This is a genomic window from Lachnospiraceae bacterium oral taxon 500 (genome assembly GCA_002999035.1).
In the GTDB taxonomy this organism is placed as follows: Bacteria; Bacillota; Clostridia; order Lachnospirales; family Vallitaleaceae; genus W11650.
This window is the reverse complement of the sequence record CP027241.1, coordinates 2,518,847-2,538,804: the sequence shown is the minus strand read 5'-3', so window position 1 is coordinate 2,538,804 and position 19,958 is coordinate 2,518,847. Positions and strand designations below refer to the sequence as shown.

Annotated in this window: 18 protein-coding genes; 17 read left to right on the top strand and 1 reads right to left on the bottom strand. The window is 47.2% G+C overall.

Translation table 11 applies throughout. The features are described 5' to 3' along the window. Positions 1–10: 10 nt before the first annotated feature. The 11 genes from C3V36_11625 to C3V36_11575 all read left to right on the top strand — a co-directional run bounded on the left by C3V36_11625 (position 11) and on the right by C3V36_11575 (position 9,797). The gene (locus C3V36_11625; protein ID AVM69833.1) at positions 11–886 is read left to right on the top strand and encodes an aldose epimerase; all 876 of its coding nucleotides are present in this window, start codon (positions 11–13) and stop codon (positions 884–886) included. 130 nt (positions 887–1,016) lie between these two features. Next, complete coding sequence (locus C3V36_11620) at positions 1,017–1,553, top strand: ribosome maturation factor RimP (protein ID AVM69832.1); 537 nt, start codon at positions 1,017–1,019, stop codon at positions 1,551–1,553. A 51-nt stretch (positions 1,554–1,604) separates the two neighbouring features. Next, positions 1,605–2,705, top strand: coding sequence for a transcription termination/antitermination protein NusA (locus C3V36_11615; protein ID AVM69831.1), 1,101 nt, complete (start codon positions 1,605–1,607; stop codon positions 2,703–2,705). A gap of 91 nt (positions 2,706–2,796) precedes the next feature. Then, on the top strand, positions 2,797–3,063 hold the full coding sequence (locus tag C3V36_11610; GenBank protein AVM69830.1) for a DUF448 domain-containing protein: 267 nt from the start codon (positions 2,797–2,799) through the stop codon (positions 3,061–3,063). Further along, on the top strand, positions 3,056–3,361 hold the full coding sequence (locus C3V36_11605; protein AVM69829.1) for a 50S ribosomal protein L7ae: 306 nt from the start codon (positions 3,056–3,058) through the stop codon (positions 3,359–3,361). Before C3V36_11610 ends, C3V36_11605 begins: the two co-directional genes overlap by 8 nt. Next, positions 3,362–5,578, top strand: coding sequence for a translation initiation factor IF-2 (locus tag C3V36_11600; protein ID AVM69828.1), 2,217 nt, complete (start codon positions 3,362–3,364; stop codon positions 5,576–5,578). Positions 5,579–5,769: 191 nt separating this feature from the next. Next, a complete protein-coding gene (locus C3V36_11595; protein AVM69827.1) occupies positions 5,770–6,150 on the top strand; it encodes a 30S ribosome-binding factor RbfA in 381 nt (126 codons plus the stop codon). 70 nt (positions 6,151–6,220) lie between these two features. Then, entirely contained in the window at positions 6,221–7,177 is a 957-nt protein-coding gene (locus tag C3V36_11590; GenBank protein AVM69826.1) for a hypothetical protein, read from the top strand. Beyond that, positions 7,174–8,112: a tRNA pseudouridine(55) synthase TruB gene (truB, locus tag C3V36_11585; GenBank protein AVM69825.1), complete on the top strand. Its 939-nt coding sequence runs from the start codon at positions 7,174–7,176 to the stop codon at positions 8,110–8,112. The genes C3V36_11590 and truB overlap by 4 nt, the downstream gene beginning before the upstream one ends. Beyond that, positions 8,102–9,019 carry a riboflavin biosynthesis protein RibF gene (ribF, locus tag C3V36_11580; protein AVM69824.1) on the top strand — a complete coding sequence of 306 codons (918 nt, stop codon included), beginning with the start codon at positions 8,102–8,104 and terminating at the stop codon, positions 9,017–9,019. The genes truB and ribF overlap by 11 nt, the downstream gene beginning before the upstream one ends. Before the next feature lie 109 nt (positions 9,020–9,128). Next, entirely contained in the window at positions 9,129–9,797 is a 669-nt protein-coding gene (locus C3V36_11575; GenBank protein ID AVM69823.1) for a peroxiredoxin, read from the top strand. Positions 9,798–9,913: 116 nt separating this feature from the next. Here the strand turns inward: C3V36_11575 and C3V36_11570 are convergent, their stop codons facing one another. After that, positions 9,914–10,966 carry a hypothetical protein gene (locus tag C3V36_11570; protein ID AVM69822.1) on the bottom strand — a complete coding sequence of 351 codons (1,053 nt, stop codon included), beginning with the start codon at positions 10,964–10,966 and terminating at the stop codon, positions 9,914–9,916. A gap of 184 nt (positions 10,967–11,150) precedes the next feature. Here C3V36_11570 and C3V36_11565 point away from each other — a divergent pair, with 184 nt between their 5' ends. From C3V36_11565 to C3V36_11540, 6 genes are all read left to right on the top strand, one after another. Further along, positions 11,151–12,707, top strand: coding sequence for a hypothetical protein (locus C3V36_11565; GenBank protein AVM69821.1), 1,557 nt, complete (start codon positions 11,151–11,153; stop codon positions 12,705–12,707). An 11-nt stretch (positions 12,708–12,718) separates the two neighbouring features. Next, complete coding sequence (locus tag C3V36_11560; protein ID AVM69820.1) at positions 12,719–14,065, top strand: hypothetical protein; 1,347 nt, start codon at positions 12,719–12,721, stop codon at positions 14,063–14,065. Continuing rightward, positions 14,010–15,761, top strand: a complete 1,752-nt coding sequence (locus C3V36_11555) for a hypothetical protein (protein ID AVM69819.1) — start codon at positions 14,010–14,012, stop codon at positions 15,759–15,761. The genes C3V36_11560 and C3V36_11555 overlap by 56 nt, the downstream gene beginning before the upstream one ends. 78 nt (positions 15,762–15,839) lie before the next feature. Next, positions 15,840–16,802 carry a sugar ABC transporter permease gene (locus tag C3V36_11550; protein AVM69818.1) on the top strand — a complete coding sequence of 321 codons (963 nt, stop codon included), beginning with the start codon at positions 15,840–15,842 and terminating at the stop codon, positions 16,800–16,802. 11 nt (positions 16,803–16,813) lie between these two features. Then, positions 16,814–17,725, top strand: a complete 912-nt coding sequence (locus tag C3V36_11545) for a sugar ABC transporter permease (protein ID AVM69817.1) — start codon at positions 16,814–16,816, stop codon at positions 17,723–17,725. Between the two features lie 31 nt (positions 17,726–17,756). Next, positions 17,757–19,820 carry a DUF5107 domain-containing protein gene (locus C3V36_11540; protein AVM69816.1) on the top strand — a complete coding sequence of 688 codons (2,064 nt, stop codon included), beginning with the start codon at positions 17,757–17,759 and terminating at the stop codon, positions 19,818–19,820. The last annotated feature ends 138 nt before the right edge of the window (positions 19,821–19,958 follow it).

The window sequence follows — 19,958 nt, the reverse complement described above, 5'->3', positions numbered from 1 at the left end:
GAGAAAAGCAATGATTTATCAAATTAAAAACGATGAACTGCAAGTGGAGATTAATTCGCTGGGAGCGGAGCTGTGGTCGATTCGGGACCGGGCGGGCAAGGAATATTTGTGGCAGGGCGAAGAAAGCACCTGGAAAAACCGGGCAACGAACTTATTTCCTTTTTGCGGCCGGATGACGGGCGGCGTTTATACTTATCAGGGGCAAAGCTATTCGATGGAGATTCACGGTTTTGCCAAGGGCATGGAGTTTGCGGCAGTCGAGCAAAAGCCGGATGGTTTGACATTGGCGATTGAGGATAATTCGAAAACATATGCGGCGTATCCGTTTCGTTTTCGTTTTTTGGTTCGCTATGAATTATCCGGTCAAACCATCAAGTACAGCTATATCGTTGAAAATAAAGATGAAAAAACCATGTATTTTGCGGTTGGCGGACATCCCGGATTTCAGGTGCCGGTTGAAAAAGGGCTTTCTTTTGAGGACTATGAAGTACGCTTTGCCAAGGCGGAAGTCAATCAAATCCTGCTTTCGCCGGAATATTTTATGACAAAGGAAAAAGTGATTTGTCCGGCGGTTAAAAACGGTCGCATGGCACTGCGTCATGATTTGTTCGATAAGGATGCCTTGATTTTAAGTGAAATGGGGCAAGAGATTTTTATTCAAAGCGAAAAAGCGACGGCTAAAATCCGGGTTGCTTTTCCGGATATGACCTATTTGGCGGTTTGGCATCGGCCGCATACGGAAGCCGGTTTTGTCTGCATTGAGCCGTGGAGCTCGCTGCCGGCCGAGCAGGGAGTGGTTGAGGATTTGGAAAAGAAAGCCGATTTAATTGCGTTGGCGGCTGACAAGGTTTATGAAAATCATTGGGAGATTGAGATTATATCTTAGGGTCTTAAACTGTCTCCCGGTGAAGGGGATGTAACCGGTTTAAACGAAACAACGGAAAAACCAGAAAAACCGCAGACAATAAAAAAACCCTCTTGCATAATGGGAGAAAGTATGCTAAAATGGGTAAAGAATGAAGGAACGGACAAAGAGTGAGCAGCGGCTCACTCTTTTGTGTGTATGGGGGTTTCCCGGGCGCAAGGAGGAAAAGGTGAAAAAAGATATTGTTGAATTGACGGAGAAAATGCTGGAGCCGATTATGCAAAAGCATCGGTATGAATTGGTGGATGTGGAATATCTCAAAGAAAACGGCCAGTGGTACCTTCGGGTCTACGCCGACAAAGAGGGCGGCATTACGATTAATGACTGCGAGGTCATCAGCCGGGAGTTGGAGGAAGAACTGGACAAAGCCGACCCGATTGAAGAAGCTTATATTTTGGAAGTCAGCTCGCCGGGCTTGGACAGGGTTTTAAAGAAGGAAAAGGATTTTAAACGCTATATGGGCTACTCCGTGGATGTCAAGCTGTATAAGGCGCTGGAGAAGAAAAAGGAATTTACCGGCGAATTGACCGGCTACACGGCCGATACGGTTACGATTGACTGCGACGGTCGGGAAATGGTCTTTGATCGCAGTCAGATTGCTCAGGTTCGGTTAACAGTTTTCATTTAAAGATTGTATTTAAGGATTTTATATATAAAAAACGAATGCAGGAGGATAAAATTGAACGCAGAATTTATTGACGCACTAAATCAAATTGAAAGAGAAAAGAATATTAAGAAAGATGTAATCATCGAGGCCCTGGAGAATTCCTTGCTGACGGCCTGCAAAAAAAACTTCGGCTCGGCGCAGAACATTACGGTTAACTTTGACCGGGAAAAAGGTGATCTGAAGGTGCTGGCTGAAAAAGAAGTGGTGGACAAGGTGGAAGACCCTGAACTGCAAATCTCGCTGGCCGATGCGATGAAGTATAATGTCAATGTCAATCCCGGCGATAAGGTACAGATTGAGGTGACGCCGAAAGACTTCGGCCGGATTGCCGCGCAGAAAGCCAAGCAGCTGGTCATTCAAAAAATTCGGGAAGCCGAAAAAAATATTTTGTATAATGATTATCAGGAAAAGCAAAACGAATTGGTAACCGGTACGGTGCAGCGGGTGGTCAAAGGCATGGTCATCGTCGAGTATGACAAGGTTGAAGCCATTTTGGCGGAAAATGAGCAGGTGCCGGGCGAAGTTTATACCCCGAACCAGAGCATCAAGGTTTATGTGCTGGAAGTTAAGCAAGGCACAAAAAGCCCGCGGGTCATGGTTTCCCGCTCGCATCCGGAGCTGGTTAAGCGCTTGTTTGAAAGAGAAGTGCCGGAGATTTACAACGGTCAGGTCGAGATTAAATCCATTTCTCGGGAAGCCGGTTCCCGCACCAAGATTGCGGTATACGCCAAAAGCCCGGAAATTGACCCGATTGGAGCCTGTGTCGGCCATAATGGGATTCGGGTCAATGGTATAGTGGAAGAATTAAACGGCGAAAAAATAGATATTATTCCCTGGAGCGAGGATCCGGTTGAGTTCATTGCCGCTTCGCTCAGTCCGTCCAAGGTGGTTAAAGTTGCGGTCAGTAAAGAGGAAAAATCAGCCAAGGTGGTAGTGCCCGATTATCAGCTGTCGCTGGCCATCGGCAAGGTCGGTCAAAATGTCCGGCTGGCGGCCAAACTGACCGGTTATCGGATCGATATCAAATCGGAGTCGCAGGATAAGGAACTGAATTTTATTACTGCGGAAGAGGAACCGACAATTTACGAAGAAAACCGGACGCTGAAAGATTAACGCAGATAGTATCGGAAAAGGACAAGGGCCGGTACGGGGTGAAAACTTCATGCAGGCGGCCGGCGGGAAAGAGAGCACAGGAGGAAAGAACATGGCGAAAAAGATACCTCTGCGCAAATGTGTGGCTTGCCAGGAAATGTTTGCCAAAAAAGAACTGCTGCGCATTGTCAGGACACCGGAAGGCGGAATCATGATTGATGAGGGCGGCAGGCAAAACGGCCGGGGAGCCTATATTTGCCGAAAACAGGAATGCTTTGAAAAAGCGGAAAAAACGAAAGCGCTGGCTCGTTCCCTGGACTGTGATATTTCAGCGGAGGTTTACGCAGAGCTGAAGGAGGCGTTGACAAAACTTGGATAAAAAATGGGGCTTAGTTTCTCTGTGCCAAAAGGCCGGAGCCTTAGTCAGCGGTGAGTATGCCACGATGGAGGCAATCAAAGCCGGGAAAGCATTTTTAGTGCTTTTAGCGGCAGACGCTTCGGCCGGTACCAAAAAAAAGTTTGGCGATAAGGCCGGATACCGGGGCATTCCGGTGATTGAAGCCGGCAGCCGGCAGGAATTAGGACAGGCCATCGGCAAGGGAAACAGAACAAGCGCGGCAGTGATTGATCAAGGCTTTGCGGAGTCGATTCGGAAAAAAATGGAGGAAATCGGATAGATGTCAAAAATTAGATTATATAATCTGGCAAAAGATATGGATTTGGATAATAAGGAATTGCTCAGAATTGTCAAAGAGCTGGGGATTGACGCCAAAAGTCATGCCAGTACGCTGACCGATGAGCAGGTTGATCAGGTGCAGGAATATTACCTGCAGCTGGAATATGCGAAACAAAATGCAGCGGCTGAGAATGTCCGCAAAGACAAAAAAGAGGGAAAACCGGCTAAAAAAGAAGAAGATATTGATCCCGAGGAAAGCAAAAAGCTGAAAAAGGGCAAGCCCGGCAAGGGCGAAAGGGTGTCCGGCTATGACTATGACGATGACGATGACAGCTTAGACAGTGAACAACCGGCCGCCGGCGCTGAAAAGTTTCATTCTAAAAAGAACGATAAAAAGAAATGGAATAAAAAGCAGGAGCCATTCGAAAATCAAATGCCTAAGCCGTCAAAACCGGAACCGGAGGAGGATAAGGTAATCCGGCTGCCGGCAACGATCACAGTTAAGGACTTTGCTAAGGCACTGGATAAGCCGGTTTCGGAGATTGTGCAGAAATTGATGCGGCAGGGTAAGATGATGACAGCTAATCAGGAAATGGATTTTAAATTGGCCGAAGAACTGGCACTGGGCTATGACTGTCTGGTGGAGCAGGAAGCGGAAGTGGATATTGTGGACAGCTTTTTTGCGGAAGAAGCCGATCAGGAAGGAAATCTGGTCAAACGGCCGCCGGTAGTTGTGGTTATGGGTCATGTTGACCATGGCAAAACTTCGCTGCTGGATGCGATTAAAAAAACCAATGTGACGGCAACCGAGCAGGGCGGCATTACCCAGCATATCGGTGCGTATTCGATTGATGTGCACGGCGAAAAAGTTACTTTCTTAGACACCCCGGGGCATGAAGCCTTTACCGCTATGCGGCTGCGGGGGGCTATGGCGACTGATATTGCCATATTGGTGGTGGCAGCCGATGACGGTGTTATGCCGCAGACGATTGAGGCGATTAACCATGCCAAAGCGGCCGGTGTGCAAATCATTGTCGCAATTAACAAAATTGATAAGCCCAGCGCCAACTTAGACCGGGTGAAGCAGGAATTAACTGAACACGGCCTGATTGCGGAAGATTGGGGCGGCAGTACGATTATGGTGCCGGTTTCGGCGGCGACCAAGCAGGGACTGGACGAACTGCTGGATATGATTGTGCTGGTTGCGGAGATGGCGGAGCTGAAAGCCAATCCCAACGCTGCGGCCAGAGGCGTAGTGATAGAAGCCAGACTGGATAAGGGCCGTGGTGCGGTAGCAACCATGCTGGTGCAAAGAGGTACCTTAAAGGTCGGCGACAGTGTGGTTATCGGTGCGGCGCATGGCCGGGTACGGGCAATGATGGACGATAAGGGCAAGCCGATTAAAAAAGCCGGGCCGTCCACGCCGGTAGAGATTTTGGGCTTAAATGAAGTGCCGCTGGCCGGCGAAGGCTTTTATGTGGCTAAAAACGAAAAAGATGCCCGCTATATTTCGGAAAAGGTTAAAAAGAACTTGCGGGAAAAAATGATTCAGGCTACGCCGCAGAAAGTGACCTTGGATGATTTGTTCCAGCAGATTCAGGAAGGCGAAATGAAGGAACTGAAGCTGATTGTCAAAGCCGATGTGCAGGGCTCGGTGGAAGCGGTGCGGCAGAGTTTGGAAAAGCTGTCCAATGAAGAAGTGTTGATTCGCATTATTCACGGCGGTGTCGGCGCGATCAATGAATCGGATGTCATGCTGGCTTCGGCTTCCAATGCGATTATTATCGGTTTTAACGTTCGGCCGGAAAACAGTGCTTTGGCAACGGCCGAGCAGGAGGGAATTGATATCCGCCTGTACCGGGTTATTTACAATGCGATCGAAGATATTGAACTGGCCATGAAGGGCATGCTGGATCCGGTCTTTAAAGAGGAGATTTTGGGACACTGCGAAATCCGGGAAATTTACAAGGTTTCCGGGCTGGGTGTCATCGGCGGCGCCCATGTTACCGACGGCAAGATTCAACGCTCGGCTAAGGTTCGGCTGCTCCGGGATAATGTGGTCATTTATGACGGCGGTTTGGCTTCGCTCAAACGCTTTAAGGACGATGCCAAGGAAGTGCAGACCGGCTTTGACTGCGGTATCATGCTGGAGAAGTTTAACGATATCAAAGTCGGTGATATTGCGGAAGCATATATTATGAAAGAGATCGAGCGGTAGCCGGATCTGACAGCGGAGACTGGCGGCGCGCATTTGTTGTGCAGCGGAAGAAAAATAAGAAAGCCGAAGCGACCGGTGCGCCCGTGCGAAGCGTGAACTTAGGCAAGGGAAAGCGGAGCGGCGGCTTGCCGGCGGAGAAAATCGGGAATAAAAGCAATGCGCGGCCGGAAAAGTCAGGGAAAGGATAAAGTATGCGAAAGAACAGTCATCGAATGACAAGAGTCAATGAAGAAGTCAAAATGGAGTTGTCGGCGATCATCCAAAGGGAAGTCAAAGATCCGCGGATCGATTCGCTGGTCAGCGTGGTAGCGGTCGATACGACCGGCGATTTGAAGGAATGCAAGGTTTATATCAGTGTGCTGGGTGATGAAGAAAAGAGAGCCCAGACCATGGAAGGCTTAAAAAGCTCGGCCGGGTTTATCCGCCGGGAACTGGCGCACCGCTTAAACTTGCGGAATACGCCGAATCTTCATTTTATGCTGGATACTTCGATTGAACGAGGCGTGGAAATGTCAAGGCTGATCCGGGACGTCCGCTTAGAGGATGAGCTTCATAGCACAGGCGAAGAATAAAAAAGCGGCAGCAAAAAGCCGGTCAAAGGCTGATGCTGAGGCATTTTTCGAGAAAGGCAGAGGATAAAAAATGACAATTGAGCAAATAAAAAGCTGGATCGGCGATTATTCGGCGGTTTATATTACCGGCCATGTTCACCCGGACGGCGACTGTATCGGAGCGGCTTTGGGATTGCAGGAACTTTTGGCGGTGCACGGAGTGGCGGCCAAGGTCATGCTGGAGACGCCGCCGGATACCTATTCTTTTTTAAAGGGTTTTTCCGAAATCCTGACTCAAAATCCGGATCAAGTTGAAGTGCTGCTGGTGGTGGACTGCAATGATCCGGGGCGGTTTGCGCCGTTTGCGGCCAGCTATGAACAGGCAAAAGTGGTGATTAACATTGATCATCATGAGCTGCCGAAAGAGTTGATTACGGTGCCGGAGCGCTGCTGGATTAAGACTGAGGCCAGTTCGACTTCGGAAATGATTTATGATTTATTTGTTCAAAGCGGTACGCCTTTCACCAAGGCAGCGGCTGAAGATTTATATACCGGCATCATTTTTGATACCGGCGGCTTTATGCATTCCAATACACAGCCGTCAACGATGAGTGCCGCCGGCCGGTTGATGGAGGAAGAGATTGACTTTGGCTATATGATGAAACGTTTGTTTCATCGGCAGACGATCCATAAGCTGCTGGCCAAGAAAGCGGCGCTGCAAAACTTCCGTCTGTTGGGCGAGCAGAAGATAGCGGCGGCCTTTTTAACCAATCAGGAGCTGGCGGAAAATCAGCTGGACAAGGAAGATACCGAAGACATTGTTCATTTGCTGGCACAGCTGGAAGAAACGGAAGCGGCGGTTTTTCTGGCGGAGTTTCAGCCCGGAGTCTATAAATTAAGTTTTCGCAGCCAGGGCGAGCTTGACGTGTGTGAGATTGCTAAGGTATTTGGCGGCGGCGGGCATAAAAAGGCGGCTGGAGCCAGTTCCGAACTGCCGCTGCCGGAGCTGCTGGCTGCGGTGGAAAAGGAAATCAGCCAGCGCTTATGAACGGAATTTTAAATATATATAAGGAGCAGGGGCAAACCTCGCATGATGTGGTGGCTAAACTCCGCCGAATTTTAAAAACCAGGCGGATCGGCCATACCGGCACGCTTGACCCCAATGCCGAGGGAGTGCTGCCGGTTTGCATCGGTCAGGCGACGAAACTGGCGGAGCTGCTGACTGAAAAGGAAAAGACTTATTTGACCGAGCTGCGGCTGGGAATTTCGACCGATACGCAGGATGCCTGGGGTCAGGTAACGGCGGAAAAGGAAGTAACTGCCGCTGCGGATGCGGTTAAAGCGGCGGTGTTTTCCTTTGTCGGTAATATTTGGCAGCAGCCGCCGATGTATTCGGCCGTCAAACAAGGCGGCAAAAAGCTGTATGAGCTGGCCAGAGCCGGGATTGAAGTGGAGCGGCCGCAGCGGCCGGTGACGATTCACGGGATTGAGGATTTTGCGGCGCTGAGCGGCGACAGTTATCGCTTTACCGTGTGTTGCTCCAAAGGCACTTATATTCGGACGCTGTGCCATGATATCGGTCAAAAACTGGGCTGCGGGGCTCATATGACCCGGCTTGCCCGGCTGCAGTCCGGCCGGTTTTTACTGGATACGGCGCTTAAACTGGCAGAAGTGGAGCGTTTGCAGCAGGCCGGAGAATTGGAGCGGTATTTGCTGCCCGTAGATCAGGCCTTTGACTTTCCCCGCTTTCAGGTGGATGCGGCTTTCAGCAAATGGCTGTATGCCGGTAATCCCGTGCCATTTGCGCACATAGAAAGATCGGCGGCAGGCGAAAATCAAGTGCCGGCAGCGCTGAAGGCGGGCGAGCTGGTTTATCTTTACGATTACCGGCGGGAATTGATGGGGATTTATAAACAGGAAAAAGAGAAGTTTAAGGTTTTGAAGTTTTTTTATCAGGCAGGCGAGGCAGATTATGATTGTTAGAAATTTGTCGGAAGATTGGCAAATAGCGGGTACGGCCGTTATCTTGGGTAATTTTGACGGAGTGCATAAGGGGCATCAGCTTTTGATTGCCAGAGCCCGGGAGATTGCGGCGGCTAAGGGGCTGCAGACATCGGTTTTGACTTTTTTGCCGCATCCGGCCAAATTATTGCTGGGCAAAGACTTTCGCCTGATTTATACCGAGGAAGAAAAGGAAGCGATTTTTGCGGCCGCCGGGATAGAAAATTATATTTTGCTGCCTTTTACTGAAAAAAACAAGAATATGGCGCCGACGGAGTTTATTGAGGAGATCCTGCTTCGCCGTTTGGGCGCAAGGGCAGTGATTGCCGGCAGCGATTATCGTTTCGGCCAAAAAGCGGCGGGTGATGCCGGCCTGCTAATGGAAAAATTGGAGCCTTTGGCGGTGCGGGTTACTATTTTGGAAAAGCTGCAAATGCAGGGTGAGGATGTCAGTTCGACCCGGTTGCGGGCGGCGGTGATGCAGGGCGATTTGGAGCGGTTTGAGGATTTGACCGGACGCCGCTTTCATTTGCTTGGGCGGGTCAGTACCGGCCGGCAGCTGGGGCGGACGATCGGTTTTCCGACGATTAACGTGATTCCGCCGGCGGAAAAACTGCTGCCGCCGAACGGCGTTTATGCCGCTGAGGTTATTTATCAGGGCAGATGCTATCGGGCCGTCAGCAATGTCGGCATTAGCCCCAGCGTTCCCGGTAAGCCGTATTCGGTGGAAACTTATATTTTTGATTTTACGGACACGATTTACGGTCAACCCGTTGAGATTCGCCTGCTTCGCTATCTCCGGCCGGAAATGACTTTTGCTTCGGTCGAGGAGTTAAAGGCTCAGATTCAGAGAGATGCGGCAGCGGTAAAAAATATGTTGATTTTATAACGAAGAATTCAGGCGAGATTTGCAAATTTTGCTTGATAAAAACAGCCGGACAGGGTATGATAAGACAAATGTAACTATTCATTGCCGACAATACAGGAGGATTTATAATATGGAACAAGTAGTAGCAATGCCTTTATTGGGAGCAAGGTTCCCGGAAATGGAAGTACAAACAACCAAAGGAGCTATGAAGCTGCCGGATGCGTATGCCGGAAAATGGTTCGTGCTGTTTAGTCATCCCGGCGATTTTACCCCGGTCTGCACGACGGAGTTTGTAAGCTTTGCCAGATATGCGGATAAGTTTAAGGAATTAAATACAGAACTGATTGGCCTGTCAGTGGATCAGGTAGTATCCCATTTGAAGTGGGTAGAATGGATCAATGACAATTCGGATATTACGATTCCGTTCCCGGTCATCGGCGATGAGCTGGGTCTGGTTTCCAACAAATTGGGCATGATTCATTCCGCTAAGGGAACCAATACCGTTCGGGCAGTCTTTATCGTTGACCCGAAGGGAATCCTGCGCTTGATGATGTACTATCCGCAGGAAGCAGGCAGAAATGTACTGGAGATCGTCAGAGCGCTGAATGCTTTGCAGACTGCCGATAAATACGGTGTAGCCGCACCGGAAAATTATCCGGAAAATACTTGGATCGGAAGCGATGTTATCGTACCGCCGGCCAAGACGGAAGCGCAAATGCAGGAAAGAAAAGACGCTGCCGCTAAGGGCGAAGTGACCTTAAAGGATTGGTGGTTTGTCCACAAGCCGCTGAATAAATAAAAAAGTTTTGCCTTTCTAATGCAGTTTCGCGAAGCGGCAGAGGATTGGTAAAAACAGTTAAGCTGAAAAGATATAAAAAACTCCGGTCAAATGGGATCCCATTTGACCGGAGTTTTTTATGTTGTCCGGCGAATAATCAATTCCGGTTTTAAGGCAATTTGTTGGGGAACGGTTTCCAGTTCCCGGTTGATTCGGTTCAGCAATATGCGGACGCCAATGGAGATCATATCTTCCAAAGCCGGATCAATCGTAGTAAGTCCGCCGTGGATATAGCCCGAAAGAACAATATTGTCAAAACCGATAACAGCTATGTCATCGGGGATGCGCAGGCCGGCTTCATCAATAGCCTTGAGAGCGCCGATGGCAATTTGATCATAGCCGGCAAAAACGGCATCCGGGTGGGTGTTTGCGCGCAATAAGGCTTTCATCCCTTCATAGCCGCATTCTTCCGCGCGGCTTGAGTTGATAAGCACCAGTTCTTCGCAGAGGGGGAGAGATAGCTCCTGCAATATGTCGCGGAAGGCTGATAAACGTCCATGTGTCATTTTTTCACCGACAAAGCCGATTCGCCGATAGCCCCGATCGCGTAAGTGTTCCAAACCTTCACGGATGCCGCGTTTTTCATCCACATAGATCGAATCATAGTCCATATGCGGTTGGTACTGTGCCGTAATAAGAATAACGGGCAGTCGTGTTTTTTCGATAGCCTGATAGACCTCGTCCGTGATGGCTTCCGCATCATCAATGACGATAAGGAGACCATCGATTTCAAGATGAGAAAAGCCGACTATATGAAGCAGAAGTGTTTGCAGATCAAAGCAGCTGAGGCGAAGTAAAATTGAGTAGGAATATTTAGCAAAATAAGCCGCTGCGGTATCAACCAGTCGGGAATAGTAACCGGAATTGATTTCAGGCACGATCATGCCTATGTTTCGGAGAGGAAACCCGCATGGCGCAGAAGCCGGAACAGCTTTCACAATGTGCTTAGTGTAATGATGCTCATCGGCAATTTGATGAATCCGTTGTCTTTGTGAAAAACTGATGCGCAAATCGTTGTTTAATGCTCGTGATACCGTGGAGGTACTGACACCGGCAAATTGAGCGATTTCTTTTAAGGTAATCATAGAAGCCCCCTTATATAGTTTCCGATATGTTATTTGGCAGAGCATGGATATCTTTATTCAATAAAAATATTATATCTGATTGTTGCATAAATGTCACTAGCGATAATGCAAAAAATAAATAAAAATTGCATTAAAATCGAAAGAATAGGAAGAAGGAAATATTGACATTTCACAAAAAATATCGTATGATTATAAATATAATAATATAAATGAACAATAAAACGTAGATGTGGATTCGGACAAAATTTGCAATAATGAAAATGAAGCGATACAAAATTGCATAAAAAATTGCATTAAAGCGAATGAAATGGGGGCGGCTATGGAAAGAATTAGAATCGGATGGAGCAGCACGGACATTACACCTTCACGACCGGTATTTTTGGCAGGACAGTTATACCTGCGGGTCAGCCGGTATGTACATGATCCGATTACGGCGACAGCTCTGGCGCTGGAGCAGGGGGAGAACATAGCAGTAATTGTGTCGATGGATACGGTTGCAGTGCCGGATTTTTTACGACAGGCGGTAGCAGAACGTCTGCGCGGGAAATCGGAGTTATCGATGGATCATATTCTTTTATGTGCTACCCATAGTCATACTTCCAGTCGGTTTAGTGTGAAAGGAAATGAACTGATTGCCTCCTATTTAGGAAAAGAAAGATTGATAGAGCCGGAATTACCGGGTGACATCCTTTGGGGAGAAGAAGCAGAGAGTTTTCTGACGGATAAAATAGCCGGTGTGATTGAAGCAGCATGGGCTGATCGCAGAGAGGGATATATCGGTACGGCGAGTGAATATGCGGTGGTGGGATTTAACCGCAGACCGGTCTTTGCGGCGGGAGATGCAGAGCAAACCCGGATGTACGGAGACTGTGCGAGCGAAATGTTTTTGCGGATGGAGGGAGGAACCGATCCGTCCGTACAGTTACTCTACACATGGAATGAGCAGGGACGGCTTACCGGGACGGCAGTAAATGTGGCGTGTCCGGCACAAGTGATGGAACTGCATTCTTTTATTTCGGCCGACTATTGGCATTATACACGTCGGAGCATTCGTGACAGGTTAGGTGATATTTTTGTACTGCCGCTGTGCGGTGCTGCCGGAGATCAGAATCCGCTTGATTTGGTAAGAATCAGCAAAAAAAACCGGAAAGAATTGCAGGAATGGGGAAAACAGACGGGAGAGGTTTTCCGCAATTTGGATATGACCGAGGAGTGTGAGGCAATCGGAAAGCGGATTACCGAGGCGGTGGTACGCGGCTTTGAGAGTGCAAGAAATGAGAAATGGAGCGATCCTGTTTTTATTCATCATGTCAGTGACTTATCACTGCCGCTGCGGACTGTGAGCAAGGATATGTATTGCCGGGCATTCCAGGTGGTAGAAGAATATCGAGCGCGCTTTGACGCTGATCATCGAATGACGATAGAGGATGAACTGGTGCTGTATCAGCCTGTCGGGATTCTGGACCGGTACCGGCAGCAGGAACAATCCAGGCAGATTACGGTCAGAACGCACATAATGCGATTGGGGCGGGCGGCGATTATTACCACTCCGTTTGAGCTGTTTGTGGAGTATGGATTGCGTATCCGGGCACAGTTACCTGCGGATATTACCTTTCAGATCCAGCTGTGCGATGGTTATTTAGGATATTTACCGACATTGGCGGCCGTACGCGGCGGCTCTTACAGCAGCGACCCGGCATCTACTTTTGTGGGACCGGATGGAGGGAATCTTCTTGTTGAAGAGGTAGTAAAAGAGAGTAAAATGTTGTGGACAGGAAGGGATTGAAAGGAGAAAATATGATAATCACAATAAACGGTAAAGAAAAATGCGGCAGGATTAAGCCGATGCATGGTGTCAATAATGTGCCGTTTACACCGCAGGATTATGGAGATTCTGGATTATTCCGCAAGCTGCAGGAAGCGGGAATCCCTTTTTCCCGATTGCATGATACCGGCGGTGATTGGGGCGGCGCGCATTATGTGGATATTGCCAATGTTTTTCCTGATTTTAACGCTAATCCGGATCGAATCGAGAACTATGATTTTGCTTTTACGGACAAGCTGATGGAAGAAATTGTCAAGCATGGGATGGAGCCTTTTTATCGATTGGGATGTTCAATTGAAAACCTGCATCAAATCAAGGCATACAATATTTATCCGCCGGAGGATAATTTGCAGTGGGCCAGAATTTGTGAAGGAATTATTCGGCATTATACGCAGGGCTGGGGCAATGGATATTACTATAAGATCCGCTATTGGGAGATTTGGAACGAACCGGATAATATGCCGGAGCCGATGGAGAACCCAATGTGGCGGGGGACGATGGAGCAGTATTTTGAACTGTATGAAACGGCATCCTGCTATCTGAAAAAGAGATTCCCGGAGTTGAAAATAGGAGGATACAGCAGCTGCGGTTTCTATTACCTGAGCAGTTCGGACTATTCGGAAAGCGCGCATTCTTCATCGCGTGTCGGGTATTTTGTGGAGTTTTTCCATAAGTTTCTGGAACATATTACTTCGACTGAGCACAGGGCGCCGCTGGATTTCTTCTCTTTTCACAGTTATGCCGATATTGAGGAAAATGTACAATATGCAGCTTATGCGCGGGCCGAATTGGATAAAGCGGGATTGCAGGCAACGGAACTGATTTTTAATGAATGGAACGCCGGTTATAATATGAGGGGAACCTGTGAGGACGCAGCCAGAATTGCAGCGATGATGTGTGCCTTGCAGAATACGGCAATCGATGCCTGCATGTACTATGATGCTCAGGTCGGTTCAAGCTATTGCGGTTTATTTAATCCGGTCGGGCGGAAAATATTTAAGGCATATTATGCGTTTAAAGCTTTTAATGAGCTGTACCGGCTGCAGGAACAGGCAGGTATGTCGGGATTGGATGATAAGATCTACGGCTTAGCGACTTGGAACGGTCATGAGGGAGCAGCGCTTTTAGTAAATCTTCGCGGACAGGAAGAAAACATAAGGCTGGAGTTGCTGCAAATAACGGATGAAGCAAGAAAGCAAGCGGTATTGGCAGCTGTGGATGCAAGTCATGAGTATGAGGAGATAGAAATATGTGCCGAATCGGATGGAACTTATACATTTACAGCCGCCCCGCACGGAATTTATTTACTGCGGTATTAAGAGGCAACTGGCTGCCTTATTGAAAGGGCAGCTGCAAATAAAAGGAAGGAGGATAGGAACTATGAGAGAAAGGTATAGTAAAGGAATTGCAGCGATACTGTCAACGGTAATACTGATGGGCATGCTGGCAAGCTGCGGAAGCACGCAGCCGAAAGAAACTTCGACCGATAAGCCTGTGCAGAAAGAGGAAACAAAGGAGGATGAGAAGAAGGGTACGGATGCTGTGAACGAGGGTGTTACTGCCGAGGGGATTACTTTTCCGTTGGCAGAGCCGGTCACGATGAGTATGTTTGCTGTCGCGGCCGGATATACCGGAGCGGAATTGCCGACTGTACTGGCTTTTCAGGAGGCGGAAAAGAATACAAATGTACATTGGGAAGTAACGTCGTGCCTGCCGGCGGATTTGGGCGATAAGCGCGGTTTGCTTCTCTCTTCGGGAGATTATCCAGATGTACTGTTTAAATCGTTTTTGACGCATAAAGAAATAGAAAAATACGGGCAGCAAGGCGTGCTGATTCCGTTAAACAATTTAATTGATCAGTATATGCCGAACTTGAAAAAACTGCTGGATGAGAAAGACGGCTGGCAGTATATCACTTCGGGAGACGGAAATATTTATGCGCTGCCGGAACTTAAGAAGAAGGGCATTGCAACGATTCTGTTTTGGCAGAATAACCGCTGGCTTGAAGCGGTCGGAATGAAAGAGCCGACCAATATGGAAGAGTTTTATGAAGTGCTTAAAGCCTTTAAGGAGAAAGATCCGAACGGCAACGGTATTGCAGATGAGATTCCGTTTGAAGCGAATAATTCCGTCCCGCCGATTTATCTCTATCAGTATCTGCAGGCGATGGATTTTAACACATTCTGTGCGGTAGATGACAATGATCAGATCGTTTATGTACCGCGGACAGAAACGTATAAAGAATTTCTTTCTTGGCTTAGCAAATTTTATAAAGAAGGACTGCTGGATAAGAACTGCTTTTCCCAGACAATTGATCAGCAGTATGCGCAGGGACCGTCGGATGTTTATGGTTACTTTTACAGCTGGTCACCGAGCGAAACGGTAGGAGCAACGCTTAGCCAAGGCTATGATTATACGGTGCTGAGTCCGTGGGGAAAGAACAGCGTTAGTGCAACATCCGGATTTTCGGAAGGCGGAATGGCGATAACGGACAAGTGTAAGACACCGGAAATTGCGGCAGCGTGGGCGGATCAGTTTTACAGTGAGGAGGGAGGAATCCTTGCAGTCATGGGCATAGAGGGCAAAACGTGGCGGTGGCGCGAAGACGGAAAATGGGAGTACATGGTTGGCACCGAATACGGTGAGGACGAATCCACGGTTCGTGACAACACAACACTGCAGGGTTCGGCATATGCACCGATGGCATGGCCGCAAGTGTACTTTAAAGAAGAATATCATGATGCCACAAACGTTTCGGGAAGTTTAGAGGAAGACCGTATTTCTGAAACCTGTGGAAAACCGTTCCCGGCAATTCAGCTTACAGAAAAAGATTCCAAGAGAACGGCTGAGATTACTACGGATATTTCCGATTACATCAACGAGTATATGGCTCAGGTAGTGACCGGAAAGACGACCATTGAGGAAAGCTGGGATTCCTATCTGAAACAGCTGGATGTAATGGGCGGTAAGGAGTATGAGGATATTTACAACAATGCATACCAAAGCATGAAATAAGAAAATATCGGCCTGTGCGGGGAGCGGCATGCTCTCCGCACAAAATCTATCGATCAGGCAAAGAGAGGAAGAGGCAATATGGATCATACGAGAAAAAAACAAAACAGCAGTGTGTCCGCTCCGCGAGGGATGTTTTGCAAGCGGTTAAAAAAAGATTTTAAGGCAAATTGGACACTGTATATTATGGTCTCTCTGCCGCTTTTATACCTTATTATTTTCTGTTATGTTCCGATGGCGGGAGTACAGCTGGCGTTTAAGGATTATCGGGTCAGTCAAGGGATTTGGGGCAGTCCGTGGATAGGACTGTATAATTTTGAACGTTTTTTCAGAAGTTACAAATTCGGACTTCTGCTGAAAAATACGATTCTGGTTAATGTGTATAGCTTAGTGGCAGGGTTTCCGATTCCGATTATTTTTGCGCTTTTGCTTAATTATTTGCGGCGAAAACGGTTTAAGAAGATTTTGCAGATGGTTTCCTATGCGCCCTACTTTATCTCGACGGTGGTTATGTGCGGCATGATTATTATTTTTTTGGATGCCGATACCGGAATTATCAATAAGCTGATGCAGTTGGTGGGGATGAATCCGGTTCAGTTCATGGGCGAGGCCAAATATTTTAAGTCTATTTATGTATGGAGCAGCGTTTGGCAAGGTATGGGTTGGGCGTCAATTATTTATATAGCAGCGCTGTCGGGCGTAGATTATCAACTTCATGAAGCGGCGATTATTGACGGAGCTTCAAAGGTGCAGCGTATTTTTCATGTGGATCTGCCATCAATTAAGCCTACGATTGTCATGCTGCTGATTCTGCAAATCGGATCGCTGATGAGTGTAGGCTTTGAGAAAGTATTTTTATTGCAAAATCAGATGAATATCGCGTCATCGGATGTGCTCTCTACCTATGTGTATCGGGTGGGTCTGGTCGATAATGATTATGGATATTCCACGGCAGTAGGCCTGTTTAACTCGGTCATCAATATGCTGCTGCTGGTTTCAGCCAATAAAATCGCCAAAATGACAGTGAAAGAAAGCCTGTGGTAGGAGGAATTGCAATGGCGGTGTTAAAGAATAAAAAGAAAAAAATCAATTCAGATCAGGTTTTCGATGCGGTCAATTTATGGATTATGATTTTGCTGTTTGTGATTTTTATATGGCCGTTGTGGTTTGTGATTATTGCGTCATTTAGCGATCCTTATGCGGTATGGCGAGGTTCGGTGGTATTATGGCCGCAGGGATTTTCTTTGGAGTCCTATCGGGAAATTCTCAAATATAAGGAGATTTGGCTTGGGTATAGAAATACCCTGTTCTATACCGTGGCGGGAACGCTGATCAATATGGCAATGACTATCTGCATGGCGTATCCGCTGTCAAGGCGAAAGTTCATGCCCAAAAACATTATTATGTTGCTTTGTATGATTACGATGTATTTTTCCGGAGGTCTGATTCCCAACTATTTGGTAGTTAAAAAATTGCATCTTGTAGACACGATATGGGCGATGATGATTCCGGGCTGTCTGTCAGTCTACAATATGATTATTATGCGGAGTTATTTCGTCAATAGTATTCCGCAAACCTTGGAGGAAGCGGCGGTGCTTGACGGGGCAAACCCGGTTCAATATTTGTTCAGGGTAGTTTTGCCGCTGTCCAAATCGGTATTGGCTGTTATCGCCCTTTATTATGTAGTGGCACATTGGAATGATTTCTTTAATGCACTGATTTATATTAATAACAGGAATTTGCTTCCGTTACAGACTTTTTTGCGTAATTTGCTGGTCACAAATACCGTCGGAAATGTCAGTCAAACACAAAGTCTTGACCCTGAGGCATTGCAGAAAAAGATTTATCTGGCTCAGACGATTAAATATAGTGCGATTATTGTTTCTACTATTCCGGTTCTTTGTATTTATCCGTTCCTGCAGAAATATTTTGTGAAAGGTATTATGATCGGGGCGATTAAAGGATAGATGGAGCGGGATAGCAGGCTATTGCGGACGGATGGAGGGGAATGCCGCAGAAAGCAGCATGCATTCAGGGAAACCTCCGGATTTAAATAAACGTAACATTTTGGATTGGAGGCAGATAATGAAACCAATTATTCGGTTTGAGAAACAAATATTTAAGACGGGAGAATTTGGAGAGGAAAGTTCACTGCCCGATTTGCTGGGTTTTGGGTATGAAGAAAAATTAGACCTTATTCAGGAACCGTCAGTTGAGGTTGGATACGGAATGAGAAAGACTTCCTATCCCTACAGACAACAGGCGGGATATAATAGAAAATTACGAGAAATTGAGCTGGATACGGCTATATTGGAAAATGATTTTTTATATGCGGAGTTTCTTCCGACTCTCGGAGGGCGTCTGTGGAGACTTAAGGATAAAGTAAATGACAGAGACCTGATTTATCATAATGATGTGATTCGTTTCAGTAATCTGGCGATCTGCAATGCCTGGTTTTCGGGCGGAGTGGAATGGAATATATCTTTAATTGGGCATTCTCCGTTTACAGCCAGACCGTTATTTGCGGCTGAGTTGATGACGGATGATGAGGTGCCGGTGCTGCGGATGTACGAGTTTGAGCGGGTGAGAGAGGCTGTTTATCAGATGGATTTTTGGCTGGGTGAACAGGACAGATTTTTGAATTGCAGAATGAGAATCCGCAATGTGACCAATCATGAAATACAAATGTACTGGTGGAGCAATATTGCAGTTCCGGAGTACCCGGGCGGCAGGATTGCAGTCCCGGCTTCCAAGGCATTTACAGCCGATCAGGAGAGGGTCTGGAAAACGGATATACCGATAGCTGGCGGGATTGATATTTCTAAGTACGAACATATACCGACACAGGTGGATTATTTCTTTGACATTCCTGAGAACGCACATAAGTTTATTGCCAATATAGATAAAGACGGAAATGGCCTTCTCCATCTGTCGACAGATAGGCTGCAGTCCAGAAAACTATTCTCCTGGGGACATGATACCGGGTCGCAAAACTGGCAAAGATTTCTTACCGAGAAAGCGGGAAATTATATTGAAATACAGGCCGGTGTGCCTAAAACACAGTATGGATGTGTTCGTATGCCGGCAAATGCCGAGTGGGAATGGTTAGAGCAATATGGGCCGATTACTGTGTCCCGGGAAATGATGGATAAAGAATATCCTTTGTTCCTTGACGCTGTGCAGAGAATTGTCGATGAGCATTGGCATAGCTGCAGTTTATCCGATATCCTTGTAAACAGCAAAGCATTTGCCGATCGGCCCGGTAAAACGGTACACAAGGGCAGCAACGGCGGGGCTTGTTATAATTGTATTGCCCGCGCTTCAGGGGAAAGGGAGATATATCGGCATCTGGATTTTGCCGAGGACGCATTTAATTCTTCTGCGTGGAAGGCATTTATCGAAACGGGTATTTTGCCTTTGCAAAACCCGGAAAATCCGCCGGAAGATTTTGTGTGCAATCTATGGCTTTTTAAGAAACTGGAGGATAGTACCAAACAGGGAGAAGCAAATGAAAATAACTGGCTGGCGTGGTATGAGATAGGGTGTATGCTGCTTGCCGAGGATATAAAGGGAGAGCGACTTGGGGCTGCAAGAGAGGCGCTGTATAAGGCGGATAAACTTAGCAGGAATCCGTGGACGCTTGAAGCTCTGGCAGTCCTTTCGATTAATGAAAATAATATGCTGGATGCTGCGAAATATATGGTTTTAGGAGCGGAACAACGTAAAAAAGATATTCAATATCTTAAAACGGCTGCCTATATTTTATTAAAAGCAGAGGCTTTTAGTGAGTGGCTGAATTTATATGACAGCCTTGAAGCGGAAGTGAAAGAAGACCCCCGGCTGTATTTTGACAGTATTATTGCAATGTCAAAAGCGGATAGGAAAATGGAAGCATTTGAGCTTCTCAATAGAAAAAATCATATGTTTTTAGATGATTTGAGAGAGTGTGAGGGCTCGATAGAAGATCTTTGGCAGGGACTTCATAAGGACTTGTTCGGCAGGGAAGGAGTTATTCCCGAGAATCTGCGTTTTATTTCCGGGGAGGCAAAGTCAAAGGTTTGATTCAATCCGGCGGGCTTGTCAGGCGTGCCGGTACAGTAGCCACGGATAAGGAAGATAATCAATCGGAGTAAATATATGCGCCGCATAAACAACGGGTATATGTTTACTCCGAACTTTTGCCGTGAGATCTCAAAAAAT